This window comes from Kastovskya adunca (genome assembly GCF_059505785.1).
Genome location: NZ_JCACLG010000017.1, coordinates 38,957 through 60,226, shown reverse-complemented (window position 1 = coordinate 60,226; position 21,270 = coordinate 38,957). Strand labels below are relative to the sequence as shown.

Here is a 21,270-nt window from a genome sequence, read left to right as displayed (position 1 = left end):
CACTTCTATTCGTGGTTCTAATCCCCATTCTATTTTTGTTAACGATACCTCAACCCTCAACGGAAAAGATGCTTACGGAATGGTGCTGAAATCAGAGGCTAAATAAAGGCTCCAAGGGCTGATATGACAGAATCATTGCCTTGGAAATTAAACATACTGCCTCTACTATGGCGAATCGCGCCGAAATCCTTAAACAACAGTTTCACAACAGTTTAGCGCTACCATTTGAGCGGGTGTCAAGCGCCGCGATCGCACGCGCCCTGCAAACTAGTTTCCCTGACTTGTCGTAGGCTCAGGTGAGTTCTGAGGAAGGTTTGTGTGGTGCAGCCTATTTAACTACAAAAAAAGGGAGCTTGATTATGCCTCTACAGACGCATTGCTCCCTGAATAATTATTTGGCTAAAGGCTTTAGTCGGTCAAGCCGCCAAAGATCCCCTTAAGTGCAGCGATCGCATCTTCAGCAGATGCCCAGATGCTTTGATCGGGTTCTTTGCCAACCAATTCGCGAGTCCCCAGCTTGTAAATGATACCTTTGAGCTGCTCTTGGTGGGCGCGGTTTTTGAAGTTGACTTTATTAATCGGGTCAATTGTTTTTTCTAAGTCATCACCCGCCACTTGAGCGGCTTTGTGAACCAACAAACCACTCATTACCAGTTGGTGCTTCAGCCCCTCGTGCTGCATGGCTTTCTCATATAGATCCAGCTCATTGCCTGCCATTATCCCCTCAATCGTCTCAACCAGTCTTTTGGTTTGCTCTTGAGCGTCAGAGGAGGTACCAAACTTAGCGATCGCTTGATCGATGGTACGCAGGTTTTCTTGGTCATCTTCGAGCATATCTTCGAGGCGATCGCGAATTTCTTCGTCACTTCTGCAAGCTGCTAATAATTTCTGCTCGTTAGAAATCATCAGGTTTTGCAGAATTTTCATATCTGCCAGCTTCGTAGCGATCGCTGTGCGTTGAGCTTGATCTAATGTGGCTACCATTATAGGAATTTTCCTCCGTTACTAATTCAGGTTGATACTTTTGCTCTGACTCCTATTTATCCGATTAGCTCAGTTGCCTTCATCCTTCCCTCGGTTGATTTGGGCAAGTTTGCATAAATAAAGAGAGGTCGGCTAGACCTCTCTAAAAGGAGTTTATTGGCTAACTAGTTTGTCTATCGCTGACTAAACCGCCATTGCTCAACAGCAAGGGAGATTACTTAGAACTTGCCATCTCTTGCTGCAATTTGGCTTTAGCCGCCTTGAATTCAGAAGCCATTTGTTCTTTTTGCTCTGAACTGCAATTATTATCAATCGCAGCGAACATCGTGCTTTCTTCTTGACGGATGTGATCGCCAACAACATCCATCACACGACGGATTTTATCTTTAAAGTCAGAAGAGCTGGGGCTAGTGGACTTAATGTCTTCCAGCATCTGCTTCAGTTGTGCCTGCTCATCGTACAGTTCTTGGGTGTCGTTGTCACCGTAGAAAGAACGAACTCTGGGATAGACTACTTGCTCTTCAGCTTCAGAATGAACTGTCAAATCTTTATAGATTTGACCAAAATATTCTTGAATCTTTTGTGGGTCGTTGGAAGCTAGAAGTTCTGTAAACAGGGTGTTGACCTTGTTATGATCCAGTCTGATTACAGTCTGGATGTTCATATCCGATTTACTGGAACCTTGGGTGACGACACTACCGGCAACACCAGTGATCGCTGCCATCGCATCTTGAACGCGTCCCCATAGTCCTTGATCAGGATCTTTCCCGGTCAATTCACGGGTTCCTAGCACTTCTGAGATACCCTTTAGTTGCTCTTGGTGAGCCCGATTTTCAAAGTTAATCGCGTTTAGGGGAGCGATCGCCACTTCTATATCAGCACCAACAACCTGAGCGCACTTGTGAACAATTAGTCCATTTCCCACTTGGGCGTGCTTGAGTAGTTCGTGTTGAGCGACCTTCTCAAATACGGAGAAATCTGAGTTCTCCATCATTTCTTGAACATGCCCAATCATCTGCGTGGTTGATTGGTGAGGCTCTGTCTGAATGCCATACTGAACGATGACTGTTTCTAGAACACCCATGTTCTTTTGGTCATCATCAAGCATATGTTGCATCCGCTTACGGATTTCTGAGTCGTTAACTGCGGAAACTAGTTTTTCTTCATTAGAAATAATTAACTGTTGTACAGCTTTCATATCTGCCAATTTCTGGCCGATAGCTGTACGTTTTGTATCATCAATTGTCGTTACCATTTTTCTTTCTCTCAAAGGATCTTGCTAGATATGTTCTAGACTGTGTTCAAGTGTCTCTCAGTAGCCCAGCAGATTCATCTTTCTCTTGAGGGATACTGAAAAACATGGGTTGATCGACCAAAAATCCTTATTTATCTAAGTTTTAGCCATTTGTAACTTGTTTCAACTCTAGTTAGAGTTAACACTTCCGATAGATGGATTTTAGTTTTTCTTACTAATCCTTCTAGGACAGAGAGTGATGTTAATCCAGTGAGTATTTATCCTTAATGGGTTGCATTTCAACATAGATAATATAGGCAAAAATTTTGCTGTAATCTACCAAGAAGTAGACGTTAAATATTTAGTAATTAAGTAGTAGCAATTTGAACCTACAAAATTAAAATAATTTATCTTAAGAGTGATTTTAAGACGTTTACTGCTTATATCGTCAGGCAGATTCAGGGGGTAAAGGCGATCGCCTAGATTGATTCAACAGCAGAACAAAAAGGAAACAAGCACCCAATGCCAGACCAACCAGATATCGGTGAACAGGCAATAAGTAAAGTCGCAGAAGCTGGACTATCTAGCCAACTTGATGAAGCAGAAGATCTAAAAGTAGATGTCCGCACCGATCCCGGAAAATTGATGCAAGGAGAGCTAGAATCCGTTGAGATCGACGGTAAGGGGTTGGTCATGCAAAAAGACCTCCGTACCGAAGAACTCAACGTGAAAACAGGCAACGTTGGCATCGATCCCCTGAAAGCCGCCTTTGGTGAGATCAAATTGAATCATCCCACGGATGCCCAGGCTCACGTTGTCCTGACAGAAGCAGATTTAGAACGCGCATTCAACTCGCAATATATCAAACAGAAGCTGCAAAACCTCAAGATTAATGTAAACGGCGAACCCACCACCATCAACACTGAGCACGTCCAGTTCCGCCTACCCGGAGAAGAGAAAGTTGCCCTCACCGCCGAAGTGGTTATTGCTGAAACAAATGAGAAAAAGCAAGTCTCCTTTACTGCACGACCTCAAAAAAGTTCTGGTGGGGAACAGGTTGTACTTGAAGATGTGCAATACGGTGACACTCAAGAATTGTCCCCAGAACTCACCGACGCTTTGCTAGACAGCACTAGAGAACTACTCGATTTACGCAACTTTGAGTTACAAGGAATGTCGTTGCGCCTCAAGGGACTTGATTTGCAAAAAGGTAAGTTAAGGCTAGAAGCCACTGCCCATGTTGAAGAGTTTCCTGATTCCTAAGTCAGTGAGTCCTGAGTTGGGGAGAAAGGATGAAGTATGAAGGGTGAAGTATGAAGGATGAAGTATGAAGGGTGAAGTATGAAGTATGAAGGGTGAGTGTAGTTATCCCCTGCTCCCCTGCTCCCCTGCTCCCCTGCTCCCCCGCTCCCCGGCTCCCTATCACCTCATCACCCCAGCCCTCTCTCCTTCTGTCACTAGACAGATACATTCCTTAACATAAATTCATATCTTAAACAAGATGGCTCACCTCAAAGGAGATGCAGGCAGTGATACCAGGAACGGATGGGTTAGGAGAGCAGGCGATTAATAAAATTGCCGAATTAGCTTTATCGGCTCAAATCGATGAAGCGGAACGATTAGAAGTTCAAGTCAAAACCGATCCGGGCAGACTCGCTCAGGGGGAACTAGAATCTCTGACGATTCATGGGGAAGGACTGGCGATGCGGCAATCTCTGCGGATGCAAGAGATGAAAATCCACATCATGTCTATTGCCGTTAGTCCCTTAAAAGCTTTGATGGGTAATATTGAGCTGACTCAGCCTGCGGAAGGAACAGCCAGGATCGTCTTAATCGAGGGGGATATCAACCGCGCCTTCAACTCTGAAATGTTGAGTAACCAGATGCAAGATCTGGGTGTTGAAGTGGATGGTAAGCCAGTTACCATTGATACGCAGCAAGTCAATTGTCATTTTTTGGCAGACGGCAAAGTGGCGTTGGATGCGAAGATTTTGCTGCGCGAAGTCAATGAGATTAGGGACGTTTCTTTTACAACTACGCCTCGTATTAGTGCTGACGGACGCGGCGTTTTGCTTGAAGATGTGCAGTATGCGGCAGGAAAAGAGCTTTCTCCAAAACTGACCAAGGCGTTGATGGACAAAGCGAGTAGAGTTCTTAACTTAAGTAACTTTGAGATGGAAGGGATTACCCTGCGAATTCAACAGCTAGAGGTGGAAGCAGGAAGGCTCACCCTCCAAGCGATCGCGGATGTGACTCAATTCCCCTCCATGTAAATTCTGTCTCTTTCTACAGCAGGATGTTTCTTTCCTCTCATCTCTCTATTTTTTATGGGGATGAGCCAAATGATCGCGCTTGGCGATGTCGGCACTGCTCAACGATCAAGGTACTAGAAGTTGGTTGACAAAAGTATCGACAGCCTGTTGTTAGGACATATCGATGGAAACTCCAGAAACTGAGCGGCAAGAACAAGGGGGTAACACCGCCTACGCCAATATTCCTGTGGTGGCTGAGGGCGAAAAAGATGATTATAGGGATAGCGGCATTACCAGTACTGTGGCGATCGCAGGACATCCGATCCACCCTGCTCTTGTCACCTTGCCCATTGCTTTTCTAGTCGCTGCACCAGCTAGTGACATTGGTTATTGGCTGACTAGCGAACCCTTTTGGGCACGCGCCTCCTTTTATCTAATCGCAGCGGGATTAGCCAGTGGCGTCCTCGCCGCGCTCACCGGGATGCTGGACTTGATTAGAATCAAGCGAGTCCGGGAGCGTAAAGCGGGCTGGGCACATGCAGGACTCAACATTTTAGCTCTGGGTTTAACAATATTAAATCTGTTGCTACGGTGGGGAGAACAAGAGACGGTGACGTTTCCGGCAGGACTAATGATTTCAGTTGTTGTGGCGCTCCTGCTCAGCGTATCAGCCTGGTACGGAGCCGAACTGATCTACCGCCACAAGATTGCGGTGATCGGCTACAGCAGTAGATCGCAATCCTAAAACTGATCGGGCTTGCTCAAGCGTGAAAGCAAATAAAGGCTTTGACCGCTAGAACTTATAAAAATGAGAAACGAACATGACACAGACACCAAACATCCCACCTGTAATTGAAAGTGACGAGCGTAATTATCGTGACAGCGGTGTACCAAGTACAGTCGCGATCGCCGGACATCCACTGCATCCAGCCATCGTAACGATGCCGATCGGTCTTTTGGTCGCCGCCACAGCTAGTGACGTTGGTTATTGGTTAACAGGCGACGTCTTCTGGGCACGCGCTGCTATTTGGCTGATTGGGGCAGGGTTAGTGACTGGTCTTGTCGCTGCTCTCACTGGCTTGCTCGACTTCATGCGAATTGGTCGCGTTCGCAAGCACACCGCAGGCTGGGCGCATATGTATCTCAATGTGGGAGCGTTGGTACTCTCAGCGATTAACCTGGGATTGCGGCTAGGCGGTGACCCAGCGGAAAATATCTTGTTCACAGGACTAATTCTTTCAGTGATTGTCTCCGCACTACTGGGTCTTTCCGGTTGGTATGGAGGTGAACTAATTTACCGTCACAAAGTTGCAGTCATTGGCTACGGTGACAAAGAAGAAGCCTAGTTTTTGAGAGTACGTTGATTAAATTCAACGCGCGATCGCCCTTGGCGCGATGCCGGAGGCAATCATACTCTTTGCGCCTGTCTGAGGGAGATAATTAACCTCGGACAGGCGGCGTCGTTTTTTGGCAAAGACGGCTTGGCGCAGCAAAAACTGATCAAAGACTGCCTGAGTTTGAGCATTCCCTAGCCTGCTTGCAGGTGTAGATTTTTCACTTTAATGTCTAAAAGCACCACTATTGGCTGGTACACCATTCTTTCGCTACTGCTGGTTACGCCATTGGGTTTTCTCTCCAAGTTTTATTCCGGTGTAGCGGCTCAATGGGTTAATCATTACGCAGGCGATGTGTTGTACGAGATTTTTTGGTGCCTATTTTTCTTTTTACTAATTCCTAGCCGGAAAGCCGTTAATCACATTCCATTAGGGGTTTTTGGTGTTACCTGTGCCTTGGAAGTGCTGCAATTGTGGAAAAGTCCCTTTCTAGAAGCGCTTCGGGCAACGTTTGTGGGTCGAACGCTACTGGGGACAACCTTCTCGTGGGGGGATTTTTTCTATTATGCTGTCGGTTGCTTAATGGGTTGGTTGTGGTTACGGCAAATTTGGCGATCGCGTTCTATTTCCTAGCGCCAGCATTGACTAGAGCGCGATCGCTCGGAGAGTGATGAGCATTTCAGTTTAAGATCGAATTGAAGGAGACAACGCTTGTGTCAGGAGAATTCCAGGTTGCTTACACTCGGCGTCAATATTGACCACATTGCCACCATTCGGCAGGCGCGACGGACGGTAGAGCCAGACCCAGTTGCTGCTGCTGTCTTAGCGGAACTTGCCGGAGCTGATGGCATCACCGCTCACTTACGGGAAGACCGCCGCCATATCCAAGACCGGGATTTGCGCCTGTTGCGGCAAACCGTGCGGACTCATTTGAATATGGAATGCGCCGCGACCAATGAGATGGTAGCGATCGCGTTGGATGTCAAACCCGACTACGTTACCCTCGTTCCTGAAAAGCGTCAGGAAGTTACGACAGAAGGAGGGCTGGATGTTGCAGGACAAATTCAGCGGCTGAGTGAAGTTGTCGATAAATTGCAGACTGCGGGGATTCCTGTGAGCTTATTTATCGACACCGACCAAAAGCAAATCGAGGCAGCAGTAAAGACAAAGGCGCAGTTTATTGAACTGCACACAGGTCGCTATGTTGAGGCAAAGGATGAAGCTAGTCGAGACAAAGAACTAGCCGCCCTCTCTCAAGGATGTGAACAAGCGATCGCCGCCGGATTACGAGTCAATGCGGGTCACGGTCTGACCTACTGGAACGTCTACCCTGTTGCTTGCCTTGTCGGTATGGAAGAACTCAACATTGGTCATACAATCATTAGTCGAGCCTCTTTAGTCGGCATCGAACGCGCTGTGCGCGAGATGAAACAGGCAATGCGGGGACAGCTTTAGAAGCTAGCCATTAGCCAAAAACAACTAACAATAGATAACTGACAAATGACAACATACCATTACGTTTTAGCAAGCCACCGTTTTCTAATTGAAGAAGAACCCTTAGATGAAGTGTTGAAGGAGCGTGTCCGGCACTACCACGAACAAGAAAAAGAAATCGACTTTTGGTTAGTTAAGCAGCCAGCTTTTCTGGAAGCACCAGAAATGGCAGAGATCAAGAAATCTTGCCCTCAACCTGCGGTGGCGGTAATTTCCACTCACCCTCAGTTCATTACTTACTTAAAGCTGCGTTTAGAGTTTGTCTCAACTGGGCAGTTTGAAGCCCCATCAAATACAATTCCTGACCCTTTGGCATCTCTGACAACTGCCTCATAGGAAGCTGATTTTTACAGGCTACTTATGACCCTCCTAATCTCTAACTAATCAAGATACCTCATATTCTCAATTAGGGGGTTAGGGGGGTCTACCTGCAAGGGTAGGTTTTATTTTGGGGTAGGCAGTTTGCCCGCTATCTCTATGCAGGGGTAGGTATAGAACCGCCGAGGGATCAAGCAGGTCGCATAGTAATTTCCATTTCTGTTGTTGTATCGCCCTCAGCAGAAGATTCATTTTCAGATACTTTCTCCTTGGACTTTTCTGCTGTTGTTTCTGGCGATGTATTTTTTTTCTTTTCCTGATTGTTCTTTTTTACTTCAGTATTATGAGATAGCGAAACTGGAGCGACTAACTCATCTGAGAAACTTGTAGGATAAAACATGACATTTATTAAACTAAACTTCATGCTTTTACGGTAAGTCTCAGGAAAAATGTCAAACTTAATCTTGTGTCACTGTTTCAGGTGACTTAAACAGGTCTTCACTGCTACCTAGATCACTGCTGACGTTTTAAATAGCAGAACCTTTACGGTATTTACATTTAAGTCCCATATGCTCCCGTGCGATCGCCCTCAGTAAATATACGAGTAGCCGCAAACTTGAGTAGACAATTCTCCAACTGGCGAATAAAGGCGATCGCGTTGCTTACTCAATAGAACTGAGCTGCGCTTTTTGGGTTTGCGCTTGTGTCACCACGGCTTTGATTGCCTGGAAATATTTCTCACCACTCAGTTCACCAACATTGTGATGCCCTGCTTCGGGGACTAAAAGGAGTTGTTTGGGTTCGGATGCAGCGGCAAAGAGGATTTCGCTCATATAAGAGGGAACAACGCGATCGCTTGTGCCGTGAATGAAGAGAATCGGCATGGAGAGCGATCGCACTTTACTCAAGGAATCAAAACGCTGGTGTAAGAGTAGATCGACGGGAAAGACGGTGAAATGGCGGTAGTGATAGTCCACCATCAAGCGCATGGAAGTAAAGGAGCCTTCAACCACCAATCCGGCAACGTCGGGATGGTGAGAGGCAAGTTCAATGGCGATCGCACCTCCTAAAGAATGACCGTACAGGAAAATCTGCTGCGGGGAAATTTGCCGGATTTGTCTTAGGTAACTCCAAGCCGCTTCCACATCCTCATAGATAGTCGCCTCACTGGGAAACTTGCCCAGACTGCGACCGTATCCCCGATAATCAATCATCAAGGTAGAGTATTCCAACTGGTGAAACCAGAAAGCGCGTTTCACCTCATCGCCAATCGTTGAACCGTTCCCATGCAGAAACAGCCAAACGGGTGCATCGGGATTTACAGCGGGAATCCACCAAGCATGAAGTTGACTGGTTTTACCGGACTTGGTTTTAACAGGTAGCCAGAGTTCTTCGTAGGGGAGGTTAAAGGCAGCAGGAGTTCCCCTGAGCAAGATCACGGGCTTAAAGATAAATCGGCTTTGCCGCCAGAAGAGAAAGAGACAAGCCGCCAAGTAGGCGATCGCAAAAACTTCTGCAATGGTTAAGAGAAGTCTCAACCACGGTTGCAAAGAAACTTCGCTCACATTCAAACTCAAAAGTATTGATCGCATTGGTTTCTTTACACTTTATAGCAAGTTGGTTTAACGGCTTTGTCGAGTCAGTCGTTTTACTCCCTACACTGTTGCTTTTGAACTAAAGCGACTCACTTTTTTCAACGCCTCCAAAAAAGCGAAAACAGCGGGAGGATGCAGGGCATCTGCCAACACGGCTGTGGCAATGACTCGCTCTAAGGGAACTGGCAAACGGCACACTTGAATTTCTTCGGGTACTGGTTCGGCAGCAAGACGAGGCAGAATTGCGGCTCCCAAGCCTTGCATGACTAAGCTGACAATTGTTGAGTCTTCTTTGACGTCATAAGCAATATTCAGTGGGAATCCTATCCCATTTAAGTGCTTGCGAAGTGAGAGGTAACAAGCATTGGCAGAAGGAAAAATCAATGGGTAGGTAGCTAGTTGCTCCCAAGTAAGTTGATTGCTACTTACTCCTTGATTAGGCGGTAGCAAAACAACAAACTCATCCCGCAGGATTTCCCATGTCTCAAATTCACTAACCGTAGGAATAATTGTAAAACCAATGTCGGCACGACCTTCGCGCAGTACCTGTTCTACGCTTAAATAATCGGAATACTCCGTAAGCACCACGCTAACGCCTGGGAAGTGACTACGAAATTGAGCAATCACTGTGGGCAAGATGTGAGTTGCTACACTCCGAAAAGAAGCAAGGCGTACACTTCCCCCATCTAATCCTTTTTCTCGATTGGCTTCCTGGACGATTTTTTGTAGGAGTTGCAACACTTCCCGCGATTGAGTAATTATCCGCTCTCCCACTGAGGTGAGATGCGCTCCGTGACGCCCTCGCGAAAGCAGCATTACCCCCAATTCTTCTTCCAAAGAAGCGATCGCATGGCTCACGGCTGACTGGGAGAGTTCTAGATGCAGGGCTGCTTCGCTGAAGTTGCCATGTTCCGCAACTGCAACTAAGGCACGCAGTTGAGAAATTTTTAGCTTATAGGAGTTGATTTGACTCATACAGGTGATGCCAACAGGGTTTTACTTGTGTCAAACGCGACCGAATTCCGTTTTTCTCTATCTATGAATTTTATTCATATAACCTATTCAAGTAATGTTTTGTATGTCAATAGAGAAATTGTTAAATTTGTTTCATGAAAGATAACAGCGGCTAAGATTTCATCTTCGAGGCATCTTCCTATGATGGATTATAGAAGACATTCTGACCGAGAAAAACTAGAAATAATTTTTAATTCATCCGCAGCAAACCTTACTAAAAAAACTAAGTCAGCCTCCTTTTTAAGGGGGATCTGGAAACAGCTCGTTACAGCGATCGCGCGGGGACAAGAACTACAGACTTGGCAACGCTCCGACCGTGGTAAAACCTGGTGGTATGGCTATGACCCTAGAACAGGGCGTTCGGTGTGTCGCTCTTCAGAAGCAGAAATGCGCGCCTGGATCGAGCAGAGTTATTACCAGTAAATCAGTCTACTTTTAGCAAACGATACTGAGTTAAATTATGAGATTTTCAACGTATAAGGGAATTAATGAAGCAAGCCATCTGGAGTTAGCAAAATATCAACGCGAACTCTTAAGTAAGACTCGTCAACTCATCCTTCGTCCTTTTGTTAAACTCTGGCAATTTAGCCGCTATTATGGACGTTATATTGTTCGCCATCGATAACACTCTTTGATGAGTAGTGTCTCTCACGTCCCCCAGCTAACACTGGGTTTTTTTGTTGATAAAGATTGTGCAATCCCTTTGCCGCACGACTCAAGAGAAATTTTTGAATGGTGATTGAATTCTGGATTACAAACTTTGGTGGAGAACTAGCTGCCCTCAGTGCGGCGCTGTTGTGGGCAATGTCAGCAGTAGTGTTTGCTCACCTCGGACAAAAAATCCCTCCACTATTGCTCAATTTGAGTAAAGGGATAGTGGCGATCGCCCTGATCGCTTTCACCTTGCTAATACAGGGTAACCTGTCCTTCGGACTCAACAGTAAAGCCCTAGGACTCCTACTCCTCAGCGGAATTCTGGGGATTGGTTTAGGCGATACCTTTTACTTCGAGTCGCTGAACAACATCGGTGCAAGGCGAACGCTGTTACTACAAGCCTTAGCCCCACCCTTAACCGCTTTAATTGCCCTAATCTTTTTACAGGAAACCCTGAGTACCGGGGCTTGGGCAGGAATTTTTCTCACCGTCTTAGGCATCGCCTGGGTTGTCAGCGAACGAGTCCCAGTGGTTTCTCGTCAGGTGATGAACCTACCCCGTGGCGTCAGTTTTGCCCTGTTAGCCGCCTTAGGACAAGCAAGTGGAGCCGTGTTATCCCGTGCTGCTCTATCTGGCACTACCGTTACCCCCTTGTGGAGTACGTTAGTGCGAATAACTGGGGGGATACTGATTTTGCTGTTGTGGATACCGCTCAAAGAACGACAACCGCGTCTGTGGCTTGAGCCTCTACAGTCCATAAAAATTGTGGGGATTATTATCGTAACCGCCATCTTCAGCACATTCCTAGCCATTTGGCTACAACAAACCGCCCTGAAATTGACAGCCGCAGGAATTGCCCAAGCGCTGCTAGCGACAAGTCCGCTATTTGTTTTGCCCCTGGCAATGTGGATGGGTGAAAAGGTAAGTTTTCGGGCGTTTTTGGGAGTACTGGTGGCATTAGGAGGAATTGCACTGTTGTTTAGTTTGCAGTAAGAGCAGGGCGTGCAAACTGATTATCAATCAGCGCACATCTGAGTACGCTATCCACAAAACCCATCCTTCTCTAGAATCTGGATGTGTTTCTTAGGCATTTAAAGAAAGTAATGAGTACCGATGTCAGAAAAACTCTCATCGCCGCTGCTACCCACTTCTACCAAGTCGGCTGGATGGTAGGTACGGCGGGCAACCTTTCGGCAAAGACACCTGATGGTAGCTTCTGGATTACGGCTAGTGGTTGTAACAAAGGGCAGTTGAGGGAAGAGGATTTTGTCCGCATTGCACCAACGGGAACGGTGGTAGAGTCTTACCCCAATCAACGCCCTTCAGCAGAAATGAGTATTCATCAAGCGATTTACTCCTTGTTCCCTGAGGCGCAAGCGTGTTACCACGTCCACTCCATTGAGGCAAACCTGGTTTCTCACTTCACAGACAGTGAGGAGTTGCCTCTCCCTGCTTTGGAAATGATTAAAGGCTTGGGAGTCTGGGAGGAAGATCCCCAGGTTTCTCTACCTGTATTTATCAATCACTTGCATGTGCCGCAGATCGCCAAAGAAATAAGCGATCGCTTTTCCCATTCTCCTCCCCCCGTACCAGCCTTACTCATCCGTAACCACGGCGTCACTGTTTGGGGAAGTTCCCCTGCTACTACCCAGAACTACTTAGAGGTTGTTGAATATCTCTTCCGCTATCTAGTCGCGGCTCGTCAAGTAGGGATTAGCAACTAGTAAGAGGGATGAGGTAGAAGCAAACCCCTACCTCTAACCCCTAACCTAAGCACCCTAGCCTCCCTTCATCCTTCATCCTTCATCCTTCACCCTTCATCCTTCATCCTTCACCTCTTACCCTTCATCCTTCATCCTTCACCTCTTACCCTTCATCCTTCATACTTCATCCTTCATCCTTCATACTTCACTCTTCATCCTTTCTCCCCAACTCAGGACTCAGCACTCAGGACTCACCGACTCCCCTAAGAGCGACGTGCGACGGCAATGCAAGTCGGCAAATCAGCATCGGTTTTAATCGCCTGAGCATTGATATGAGTAGAGCTGGCGCGATAGTTCTGCTCATGCAAGGATTGAATCAGGCGATCGCGTTTTGGGATATCCATTTTGCCTCGGCGACCAATTTCTCCTAGGGTGAAAAAGTAAGGCGGGAAGTCTGCTTCTGCTTCCATCACCTTCAATAACTGCACCCGCTCTAACCAATTCCACTCCTCGGCAAGCGCCCGCATCCGCTGCAACAGAGTAGCGTTGTGCAATTCCCCCAGCCACATGGGGCCACTGATTGTCAACGATGAATCGTCGTGAGGGCAAACCACCCGCCCCAGCTTGCGCCAGGGAACCACTTGATAATCACCGCACTGGTGACAGTAACCGATAAATCCGAAGTTTTTCTCTGTCAATTCCTGCGTAGCTACCAAACGCAGCATTACCCGATAAACTTGTCCGGCAAAGAGCGAAAAAACAGGTTCAATGCCCAATCCCTTGGTTGCGGCTTGTTGTTGTACGCTACCAATTAATAGCCGCAACCCTTGCTCGTGGGCAGAGGGGTGAGCGCGAGCATAAGCCCCGTAGACGCTCAAACTATTTTTGGGGGAGTGTCCTGTGGCTGTACGTCCATCGGTGCTGGTGAGGTAAAGTAGCCCGCCGATTTTCGTCGCCCACAGGCTGGTGCTGAGGTAGGGAGCGGGGGAACCAAAGCAATCGACATCGACTAAGTCGTAGTAGTCAGAGCGATTGTAGCAGTCAAAAAATACCCGATTTGCATCAAGATGAGTTACCTGAGAATGCCCTGAGGCGATCGCGTCTGCTAAATTTTGGTGCAAGATCGGGCTGATGTCGGGATTTCCCTCATTCGCCCACACCCAATCCGCTTCACTCTCCAGCCAATAGCGCAAGGAACGCACACCACAACCGCTCATCGCCTCTAATACCCGCAAGCCTCCTGTATCAGATTTGTAAACCGCCGCCGCGAAAACACCCAAATCTCTCGCTACCCCGCTTGTTGCACGATAGAAGGCGTTGCCGACTTGAAATTTTGCTTTGCCTTCAACGTGCCAATTTAAATCTAGATGCATTTACGAGAGCGGTAATCCTGATTAAGAATCTTCAACCCGTGCAGGCGGGCTTTAAATGCGATAGCCCACCGACTAAAGCCAGTGAGCTATTTGGAGTTTGATACTATCAGATATCAACCATTGACAACTACACCACCGTTGGGATGCAGCACTTGACCTGCGAGGTAAGAAGCATCATCGGAGGCTAAAAAGACATAGGATGTTGCGACCTCAAAGGGTTGACCCGGTCGCTGCATCGGCACTTGCTTCCCAAAGCTTGAGACTTGCTCAGGGGGGAAGGTAGCGGGGATGAAGGGCGTCCAGATCGGGCCTGGTGCAACAGCATTAACGCGAATGCCTTTTTCGATCAAAGATTGGGACAGCGATCGCGTGAAGGCAAGAATTGCGCCCTTCGTTGTCGAATAACTCAGCAAAGACTCATTTCCCTTGTAAGCCACTACGGAAGTAGTGTTGATGATCGAACTCCCTTCTTTGAGATGGGGAAGAGCTGCCTTGCTCAAGTAGAACATCGAGAAAATGTTGGTGCTAAAGATGTTCTCTAAGCGTTCAGCATCAATGTTTTCGATACTTTCTTCGAGATATTGTTCAGCCGCATTGTTGACGAGAATATCTAATTTGCCAAACTGCTCGACAGTCTTTTGAACAGCTTCTGTGCAAAACTTCTCGCCCTTAAGGTCTCCAGGAATCAACAGGCACTTTCGACCCTGTTCCTCCACAAGACGCTTTGTTTCTTCAGCGTCTTCATGTTCGTTGAGGTAGATAATCGCCACGTCGGCTTCTTCTCTGGCATATAAAACAGAGACGGAGCGACCAATCCCACTGTCTCCACCTGTGATTAAAGCCACCTTGCCCCGGAGCTTGCCACTGGGTTTGTAGTTGGGGCTATCATACTGAGGTTTCGGCGTCATTTCTGACTCTAAACCCGGCTTCCTCTTTTGAGCCTGAGCTGGAATTTGATCCGGTGTAACGGTCATAAAATATTTTCCTTTTCTAACTATCTGAATTGACAACACTCATAAAAAACAGAACCCTGGACTACTCTCGTCCAAGGGTGACTGCTTCAACGGATTTATATGTCCTGAACTACAAATTAGGTTAACAACCACGTCTAAATCACTTATCAATCTGTGGGGAGAAAGCAATAGGGTACTGGGTCAGTCTGTAGGTGTAGTTCATCAGATATACTTGAGCGCGATCGCTTTCATCTAAACCGCGACTTGCTCAAAATTTCGCCAGCTTCCGCATCCGTTTTTCAGCCTTTGGTTAGAGATTCGACGTTGTGCCACTCCCGCTCATGGATATTTACCACTCAGGAGTGATCGTCGATTAGAGGTTCCGACCTCTGACCCAAAATATACAAATTGAAGGCGCGACAACTTAGCTTATCCAACGCCGCTAGTATCCTGCCCATAAGCCTGCCAAGCTAGGTCAACCAAGCCGTTAACAATAGCGGCAGCAACGACGGCGCTTCCCTTACGACCTTCTATGCGAATGTGGGGAATCAGTGAGTCTTGCAGACGATCTTTGGTAACATCCACATCCACAAATCCTGAAGGCGTCCCAATCACCAACGCTGGTCTAATTTCCTCGGCTTCGATTAAATTAATCAGTTCTGCCAGGGCTGTTTGGGCTTGACCAACAACAAAAATCCCTTCTGGATAACGTTTTGCCAGAGTTTGAATGCCCCAAGCCGCTCGCGTCTTTTCTTTTTGAGGGCGCGTCAGAGCTTCCATGCTGCAATAGACCGGATTAGCAAATGTGGTTTGAATTTGGGGAGTGATGCCGACTTGTACCATCGGGACATCGACCACAATAGTGCTTCGCGCTGCTAGTGCAGCCGCTCCCGATTGTAGCGCCCGCTCCGAAAAGCGAATTAGAGACTTGTATTCAAAGTCAGCGGTGGCGTAAATTACACGACGCACAATCTCGTATTCTGCCGGAGAAAAGACGTGGTCGCCAATTTCGCGGTCAATAATTGCCAGACTCTGGGCATCTGTTGCATGCCATTCCATACATCTCTCAATCCCAACGCGATTTGCTGATTTTACGGTGTGACGGATAGAGTTGTCACCAACTGTTAGTTGTTTCGTCACGGAACGTCAGCGATCGCGCCGGAGCGGTTTGTTGTCAGACTCTATATCTTCACTCTTCCTACAGTACAGACCTGTGCGATCATCGCACGCAAAATCTCCAGGGTTTGTACCAAAGCCAGGAGGATGTCTAATTCAACCCTACTAGCTGATTCAACATCCTCGGGCTGATGATTTTCTACGTCAAGTTTCTGATTCAGAGGTAGAGGATTGATTAATGACGGCTGACAGATAAGCAACTAAGGCACCTAGTACGAAGCCGATAATGTTGCGAAATAGGGGAAGAAAGTCAGAAGTCCGGGTGATAACCGGAGCAATACCAAAGGCGATAAACAAAATTCCCCACAACGGCGAGAAAATCAATGCCCATTGCCAAGCAAATACTTGTCCTTTTGTGCGGGGAATGGCAGCAAAGCCACAAATCAATCCTCCGACGAGGGACGTTACCAGTGTCAGAATCCACTGTTCACGGGGTAGCCCAGGGACAACATTGCAACCCCCTTGAAGTAGGCAGACTTTAACGGATTCTAGGGATTCAACGATAGATTGATTTTCTCCATTTTCACGGACAAAGTAGAGATTACCAAAGCGGGTTTGTAGTTCCACCCAAAATGTCCGGGGTAAGATCTGATAGACTTCATCGCCGATGTTGAAGTTGAGGATGTTGCCGCCACGCCCATCTGCAACTAGCAAAACGCTTTTTTCATCCAACCCCCAAAATTCTTTGACGGCTCGACCGGGTGTACGGTCAAACTGGGTTAACACACGCAGTTTCCAGCCCGTTTCCGCCTCAAAATCTTCTAAGTCTTTCGCCAAGGCTTGTTCCTGAAGGCTGGGAAGGAAGTTGGCAAGATCGATGACTGGTGTTTGCACCTCCGGGAGTAAATCGGGATTATTGTACGCCTGCGCTGGGGAAGGCGCGATCGCCCAAACGGATAATGTCAGAAAAAGTGCGGCTAAAGATATAAAAAGTCGTTTTGGAAACAGTTTTTGCATCGTCGCTCTTAGTGAAGTCTTAAGTAGGCACAGCTTAGGGATTCTTTAAACAAAGAATAATAGAAACGTTTAATTTCTTTACACTTGTTTACTTTAATCTAATATTACTGGCGATCGCCTACCTTCGGTACCACAGGCAAAACTGCTTGGCAGATAATTTATCTGTTGGGGTGATGGGGAGGTGGAGTAGCGGTTGTCACCTATAGCAAAGTAAAGTGCTGAGTCCTGAGTCCTGAGTCCTGAGTCCTGAGTCCTGAATCGGTAAGTCGGTGAATCCTGAGTCGGTGCCTGAGTCGGTGAGTCCTGAGTCGGTGAGTTTAAGATTCGACTAGCACTTGCGGTTCAGGAATCAGGACTGTCCTACTAACCTATGTGGCGATGGTTATAAACATTAAAAAACCGAGCATGCATCTAATCCTGCACGCTCGCTCAGACTACAATCGTCAGCGCTTAATCTAAATCAGGGCGATCGCTCTTTAATTCTGAGTTTTCATAACGTCTCTGAGATGGAGGCGGAACAGAGGGTCTCTGAGGTGGAGGCGGAGCAGAATTGTATTCCTCCGGTAGATTCAGAGAGTCGCGATCGATCTCATTTAAAGCGTCGCCTTCAGAATAATCCGGATCGAAGGACGAGACCTGCTCTGACTCCTGCCAATCGAATACAGCTCTTTGACTAGAGGTGAGACGTTCGGTAGAACGCCGTCCACTACTTGGACGATTAAACGTTGTCCAGGCGGCTTTTACTCCCGCAAAGACACTACGACTATTCACCTGGGCTTTCTTCGCTTGCTTTTTAACACCGCTGAGGCTTTGGTCAACTTGTTTAACCACTTGACCTGCACTCTTTACCCCGTCGCTGACATCATCCGTCAACTCGCTGATTTCCAAGCCCGTCAGACGAATCGACTCTAATGTCGGCGGTAAATCCCGCCGCAGGGTATCAAACAACTTTTCCGCACTACGAGCTGCCCGTGCTAACTCCTGCAAGGCTGGCAACGCTGCCACCAAAACTGCCGTTAAACTGACTGCCACTAAGAGGATGGACAGCCCTAACCAAAATAGTGGGTCAATCACCGACGCTCTCGCTTATCGCTTATAACTGATGGTCAGAAACCGAAGAATGAGGCTCAGAGGAGACTTCAATCGACTGTTTTAGCTCCTGTTTAGATTGCTGAGACGCCTCCACCCCAGCAGCTAGTGCTTCCCGCAGCCGCCCTAGGGTACTATCCCAGTTCCGCAGTGCCGATTCAGACAGGCGGTCTGCTTGCAGTTGCACGCTGGTTGATAAATCTTCTGCTAACTCTGGTAGGGCATCAGCAGACTTTTTTAATAATTGCCGCGTATCCCGTCCGGTTCGAGGGGCAATCAGTAACCCAGTGATAGTTCCGATGGCGCTGCCTAGCAGCAACCCCCCAATAAACGATCCAGAACTCTTATTTGACATCTTATGAAGTTTTTATCCCTACACCAATTTTAGGCAGATTTTCTTCAGGGACGGATACTTAATCCCTAAGGTTTCTGTAGACTGTCATGTTACCGTATGCCTGTTCATAAAGATGTGTTGGCGTATGCTATCAGCCAATTTGCTCTGATTTGTTCGCTCTCAAGCGGTTATCTGGCTCGGCGTCGCGGCTTCAATCCCAGGCGCTTTGATATTTGCGATCGCCGCAACACAGTTTGAGCTAAACCAAGTAACTGCAATACTTGCTGTAGCTTTTGTAGTTGCGGTTCTAGCCCCTGATAACGCTCTCTTAGACCCCTTGTACCGATCTGTCCGTTGATGATGCCCCGAGGTGCCCCATGCAGTACCGAATAGGTACTGCGCTCAACCGAGGCGAGGACATTGGCTGCTGCTGCTAATGCCAGCCGCAATTTCCACACTCGCCAAGCGACAAACAGGCAAATCAGCGAGACGATCAGGTTGAAAATGACAACAGTTGTCACCATTGTTCTATGTACTCCGCAACTGAAGAAAACTCATGAAATCAGCTAATTACCCAATTGCACAAGTACCCTGCGATAGAGAGCAACGCCTCAAGTACTGAAAGATTAGGCGATCGCTTAACCTTGTAACGCCTAGGCGCGATCGCTGCTCCATCGTCAGTTTTCAGCCCTCCTCCGCATCCTCATGGATAGAATCTTCTAGCATTACTTCCTGCCGCCTCTTTTTTTTAGGCTTTTCAAGGAGTAATTTTTTTATTTAAGTTATTACTGTTAATAGTGTTCCTGGCTTAATCGTAAAGTTTATTTTATTTCCTTTGTTCTCTAATCAGACGCGGCTAAAGTAGTAACTTACCTCTGTCAATGAAACGTTGTGTAAGAATCTTGAGTAATCCCTCATAATTCTAGTTAAATTCCCGAAAATTGTAACCTACTAGAAAGCCGATTTTTAACGGCTTGAGTGCTAATTATGTCAAAGAAAAGCTTACCCTTTGTTACTACACTAGCTGCTGCTCTAGTACTTTGTGTTTCTAGCCCAGCCTCAGCAGTTCGTTTCCACAGCAGTAGTGCTAGTAAATATGGAATTGCTCGCAACTCCCAAACAAATCTCGAAGGAGCACTCTTTAAAGCAACGATCAATACTATAAATGCGTATAATTCCCCTGGAACTAGCCCAAAATTTATAAATCATGAAATGTGGTTACTTAAAGGTGTTAATCAAAACTGGATTGAATTAGGCTTCACAGACGGAACATTTACAGAAGCTAGTACAGGCTTTCAGGGATATCATTACGGTCATTTTGCGGCAGAGGCAGACATGGATAATAATGGCAACCTCACTTATTATGTTGAAGATAGGATTTTTGGTCCTTCCACAGAGCGAAATAGTACTCATCAATGGCACATGCAACGAGAAGGGATTAACAAAGACAATTGGGCTTTGTACATAAATGGTGTTAAGAGAATTGTCTATTATGCTCCTGGACCAGGAAAAGCTCCTGATGTTGGACTTGAAACAAATACACTATACTCCGCATCATTAGATTGGAATGAGAGAAGTTTTCAATATAATCACGCTGGTGCTTGGAGATTTTGGGGTAGTGGTCAATTAAGTGTAAGTTCAGGTGCTGGTATTAAGGCTATATGGGATGTTTATCCTACTTCAATATTTACAAGCAAGGCATCGCCGTAGCTTTGGTAGTAAAACCTTAGCTAACAAAGAAAGAGAAGTAACAAGGTAAAGAGATTTAGTCATGAGTCGTAAAAAGATAATTGCTTTTTTAGCGTTTCTTACAATTCCCCTATTCGTTTTGAGTGTTAATGCCGTGATGGAGCAAAAACCTGAAGGAAAACCTGAAGGATATACAGCAGATGATGCAGTCAACCTAAATCCAGACCCAACAGGTCCAATTATCCCTAAAGTGAATAGCAATCCAGAACCCGTATTCAAAGCAAACAAGGGTACTCCAAAGGACAAGTTATTCGACATCAACAAAAAGATCAAAAAAGACAAGATAGCAGAAAAAAAAGGCAAGCTTCAAAAGGTAGAACTAAAAACATTTGGAGAGTATCATCAAACCTACGGTACGAAGATGAAGGACTTTACGCAGGTATCACCTGATCGTCTCGTCTGGATTGTTGAGTCCTATTATCCAGAAGGTATCGACAATCCTAAAGTAGGCGTGATTAAGAATGCTGAAGTTGTAGGAGTTTATGATGCTGAAACAGGCGAGCTAATAAGAGAAAGTTACAAAAGCCTTCAGTAATTCTGGATTGCATTTGAGTGTATTCAATATTTCGGCTTGTGTTGTAAAAAAATCGCGGTTAAATTGAGAAGTAAAAAACGCTGTTTCAAATAACATCTGTCCCATCTAAACACAATAGCAGCACTCCACTAGAAGGCTGATATTCCTCAATTGATGAATGGGGAGCAATGCAACTGGAATCAAATAATTCAGTGCAACTCCATATTTAATCGCCCAGTAGAGGAAAGAACTTAGCGAACTAGATGTGGGTGCTGTTATTGTTTTAAAATTTTTTAGGACTCAATGGGTAAGTAATCTCCTCAAACAAATTACTTTAAAACCAATAAAATCTGGAAAATATATATCCGACAGTAGCCCGCATATTTCCCCAGAAGCTTCCCGTAAACAGGGCAAAACTGATGTTATTACCTGAAATTTCAGAGTCAAGCTTAGGTATACGCAACGGTTGAATAGTTTTATCATTCAACCAGCACCCGCCTCACCTTGGCTGAATTACCAGCCGGAGAAGCAAGGTAAGTACAC

Annotated in this window: 27 protein-coding genes; 14 read left to right on the top strand and 13 right to left on the bottom strand. The window is 46.5% G+C overall.

The window, feature by feature from the left end:
- Positions 1-167: 167 nt before the first annotated feature.
- Positions 168-290 carry a hypothetical protein gene (locus tag AC5JR3_RS05615; RefSeq protein WP_495843855.1) on the top strand — a complete coding sequence of 41 codons (123 nt, stop codon included), beginning with the start codon at positions 168-170 and terminating at the stop codon, positions 288-290.
- 118 nt (positions 291-408) lie between these two features.
- Here AC5JR3_RS05615 and AC5JR3_RS05610 read toward each other — a convergent pair whose 3' ends face one another.
- The gene (locus tag AC5JR3_RS05610; protein WP_495843853.1) at positions 409-984 is read right to left on the bottom strand and encodes a hemerythrin HHE cation-binding protein; all 576 of its coding nucleotides are present in this window, start codon (positions 982-984) and stop codon (positions 409-411) included.
- A gap of 214 nt (positions 985-1,198) precedes the next feature.
- Positions 1,199-2,239 carry a hemerythrin domain-containing protein gene (locus tag AC5JR3_RS05605; protein ID WP_495843851.1) on the bottom strand — a complete coding sequence of 347 codons (1,041 nt, stop codon included), beginning with the start codon at positions 2,237-2,239 and terminating at the stop codon, positions 1,199-1,201.
- Between the two features lie 501 nt (positions 2,240-2,740).
- Here AC5JR3_RS05605 and AC5JR3_RS05600 point away from each other — a divergent pair.
- From AC5JR3_RS05600 to AC5JR3_RS05585, 4 genes are all read left to right on the top strand, one after another.
- Complete coding sequence (locus AC5JR3_RS05600) at positions 2,741-3,481, top strand: LmeA family phospholipid-binding protein (RefSeq protein WP_495843850.1); 741 nt, start codon at positions 2,741-2,743, stop codon at positions 3,479-3,481.
- A 266-nt stretch (positions 3,482-3,747) separates the two neighbouring features.
- Complete coding sequence (locus tag AC5JR3_RS05595) at positions 3,748-4,491, top strand: LmeA family phospholipid-binding protein (protein ID WP_495843848.1); 744 nt, start codon at positions 3,748-3,750, stop codon at positions 4,489-4,491.
- Positions 4,492-4,654: 163 nt separating this feature from the next.
- Positions 4,655-5,215 (top strand): DUF2231 domain-containing protein, encoded by a 561-nt coding sequence (locus AC5JR3_RS05590; protein WP_495843847.1) that lies wholly within the window; start codon positions 4,655-4,657, stop codon positions 5,213-5,215.
- A 76-nt stretch (positions 5,216-5,291) separates the two neighbouring features.
- Positions 5,292-5,816 carry a DUF2231 domain-containing protein gene (locus AC5JR3_RS05585; protein WP_495843846.1) on the top strand — a complete coding sequence of 175 codons (525 nt, stop codon included), beginning with the start codon at positions 5,292-5,294 and terminating at the stop codon, positions 5,814-5,816.
- A gap of 24 nt (positions 5,817-5,840) precedes the next feature.
- Here AC5JR3_RS05585 and AC5JR3_RS05580 read toward each other — a convergent pair whose 3' ends face one another.
- A complete protein-coding gene (locus AC5JR3_RS05580) occupies positions 5,841-5,963 on the bottom strand; it encodes a hypothetical protein (protein ID WP_495843844.1) in 123 nt (40 codons plus the stop codon).
- Between the two features lie 69 nt (positions 5,964-6,032).
- Here AC5JR3_RS05580 and AC5JR3_RS05575 point away from each other — a divergent pair, with 69 nt between their 5' ends.
- The 3 genes from AC5JR3_RS05575 (at position 6,033) to AC5JR3_RS05565 (ending at position 7,634) form a co-directional block, all read left to right on the top strand.
- On the top strand, positions 6,033-6,437 hold the full coding sequence (locus AC5JR3_RS05575; protein WP_495843842.1) for a ribosomal maturation YjgA family protein: 405 nt from the start codon (positions 6,033-6,035) through the stop codon (positions 6,435-6,437).
- A gap of 99 nt (positions 6,438-6,536) precedes the next feature.
- Positions 6,537-7,259 carry a pyridoxine 5'-phosphate synthase gene (locus tag AC5JR3_RS05570; RefSeq protein ID WP_495843840.1) on the top strand — a complete coding sequence of 241 codons (723 nt, stop codon included), beginning with the start codon at positions 6,537-6,539 and terminating at the stop codon, positions 7,257-7,259.
- A 45-nt stretch (positions 7,260-7,304) separates the two neighbouring features.
- Positions 7,305-7,634, top strand: coding sequence for an MgPME-cyclase complex family protein (locus AC5JR3_RS05565; protein ID WP_495843838.1), 330 nt, complete (start codon positions 7,305-7,307; stop codon positions 7,632-7,634).
- Positions 7,635-7,806: 172 nt separating this feature from the next.
- On the opposite strand, the gene AC5JR3_RS05560 is transcribed toward AC5JR3_RS05565, so the two are convergent.
- The 3 genes from AC5JR3_RS05560 to AC5JR3_RS05550 form a co-directional block, all read right to left on the bottom strand.
- Positions 7,807-8,040, bottom strand: coding sequence for a hypothetical protein (locus tag AC5JR3_RS05560; RefSeq protein WP_495843837.1), 234 nt, complete (start codon positions 8,038-8,040; stop codon positions 7,807-7,809).
- 238 nt (positions 8,041-8,278) lie between these two features.
- Positions 8,279-9,181, bottom strand: coding sequence for an alpha/beta hydrolase (locus AC5JR3_RS05555; protein ID WP_495843835.1), 903 nt, complete (start codon positions 9,179-9,181; stop codon positions 8,279-8,281).
- 90 nt (positions 9,182-9,271) lie between these two features.
- The gene (locus tag AC5JR3_RS05550) at positions 9,272-10,186 is read right to left on the bottom strand and encodes a LysR family transcriptional regulator (protein WP_495843833.1); all 915 of its coding nucleotides are present in this window, start codon (positions 10,184-10,186) and stop codon (positions 9,272-9,274) included.
- Positions 10,187-10,366: 180 nt separating this feature from the next.
- On the opposite strand from AC5JR3_RS05550, the gene AC5JR3_RS05545 reads away from it, so the two are divergent.
- From AC5JR3_RS05545 to mtnB, 4 genes are all read left to right on the top strand, one after another.
- Positions 10,367-10,648 (top strand): hypothetical protein, encoded by a 282-nt coding sequence (locus tag AC5JR3_RS05545; RefSeq protein WP_495843831.1) that lies wholly within the window; start codon positions 10,367-10,369, stop codon positions 10,646-10,648.
- 37 nt (positions 10,649-10,685) lie between these two features.
- Positions 10,686-10,850, top strand: coding sequence for a hypothetical protein (locus AC5JR3_RS05540; RefSeq protein WP_495843830.1), 165 nt, complete (start codon positions 10,686-10,688; stop codon positions 10,848-10,850).
- A gap of 107 nt (positions 10,851-10,957) precedes the next feature.
- Positions 10,958-11,872 carry an EamA family transporter gene (locus tag AC5JR3_RS05535; RefSeq protein WP_495843828.1) on the top strand — a complete coding sequence of 305 codons (915 nt, stop codon included), beginning with the start codon at positions 10,958-10,960 and terminating at the stop codon, positions 11,870-11,872.
- A gap of 110 nt (positions 11,873-11,982) precedes the next feature.
- On the top strand, positions 11,983-12,603 hold the full coding sequence (gene mtnB, locus AC5JR3_RS05530) for a methylthioribulose 1-phosphate dehydratase (RefSeq protein ID WP_495843826.1): 621 nt from the start codon (positions 11,983-11,985) through the stop codon (positions 12,601-12,603).
- A 242-nt stretch (positions 12,604-12,845) separates the two neighbouring features.
- Here the strand turns inward: mtnB and AC5JR3_RS05525 are convergent, their stop codons facing one another.
- From AC5JR3_RS05525 to AC5JR3_RS05495, 7 genes are all read right to left on the bottom strand, one after another.
- Positions 12,846-13,955, bottom strand: coding sequence for a class I SAM-dependent methyltransferase (locus tag AC5JR3_RS05525; RefSeq protein WP_495843825.1), 1,110 nt, complete (start codon positions 13,953-13,955; stop codon positions 12,846-12,848).
- A gap of 113 nt (positions 13,956-14,068) precedes the next feature.
- On the bottom strand, positions 14,069-14,929 hold the full coding sequence (locus AC5JR3_RS05520; RefSeq protein ID WP_495843823.1) for an SDR family oxidoreductase: 861 nt from the start codon (positions 14,927-14,929) through the stop codon (positions 14,069-14,071).
- Between the two features lie 408 nt (positions 14,930-15,337).
- Complete coding sequence (locus AC5JR3_RS05515) at positions 15,338-15,967, bottom strand: precorrin-8X methylmutase (RefSeq protein ID WP_495843873.1); 630 nt, start codon at positions 15,965-15,967, stop codon at positions 15,338-15,340.
- A 261-nt stretch (positions 15,968-16,228) separates the two neighbouring features.
- Positions 16,229-17,041 (bottom strand): TPM domain-containing protein, encoded by an 813-nt coding sequence (locus tag AC5JR3_RS05510; protein WP_495843821.1) that lies wholly within the window; start codon positions 17,039-17,041, stop codon positions 16,229-16,231.
- A 450-nt stretch (positions 17,042-17,491) separates the two neighbouring features.
- Positions 17,492-18,115 carry a DUF948 domain-containing protein gene (locus AC5JR3_RS05505; protein ID WP_495843819.1) on the bottom strand — a complete coding sequence of 208 codons (624 nt, stop codon included), beginning with the start codon at positions 18,113-18,115 and terminating at the stop codon, positions 17,492-17,494.
- 19 nt (positions 18,116-18,134) lie between these two features.
- On the bottom strand, positions 18,135-18,485 hold the full coding sequence (locus tag AC5JR3_RS05500; protein WP_495843817.1) for a YtxH domain-containing protein: 351 nt from the start codon (positions 18,483-18,485) through the stop codon (positions 18,135-18,137).
- A 167-nt stretch (positions 18,486-18,652) separates the two neighbouring features.
- Positions 18,653-18,988, bottom strand: coding sequence for a hypothetical protein (locus AC5JR3_RS05495; protein ID WP_495843815.1), 336 nt, complete (start codon positions 18,986-18,988; stop codon positions 18,653-18,655).
- Between the two features lie 463 nt (positions 18,989-19,451).
- Here AC5JR3_RS05495 and AC5JR3_RS05490 point away from each other — a divergent pair, with 463 nt between their 5' ends.
- Both AC5JR3_RS05490 and AC5JR3_RS05485 read left to right on the top strand, forming a co-directional pair.
- Entirely contained in the window at positions 19,452-20,174 is a 723-nt protein-coding gene (locus tag AC5JR3_RS05490; RefSeq protein WP_495843813.1) for a hypothetical protein, read from the top strand.
- 61 nt (positions 20,175-20,235) lie between these two features.
- Positions 20,236-20,748, top strand: coding sequence for a hypothetical protein (locus AC5JR3_RS05485; protein ID WP_495843812.1), 513 nt, complete (start codon positions 20,236-20,238; stop codon positions 20,746-20,748).
- Positions 20,749-21,270 lie beyond the last annotated feature (522 nt).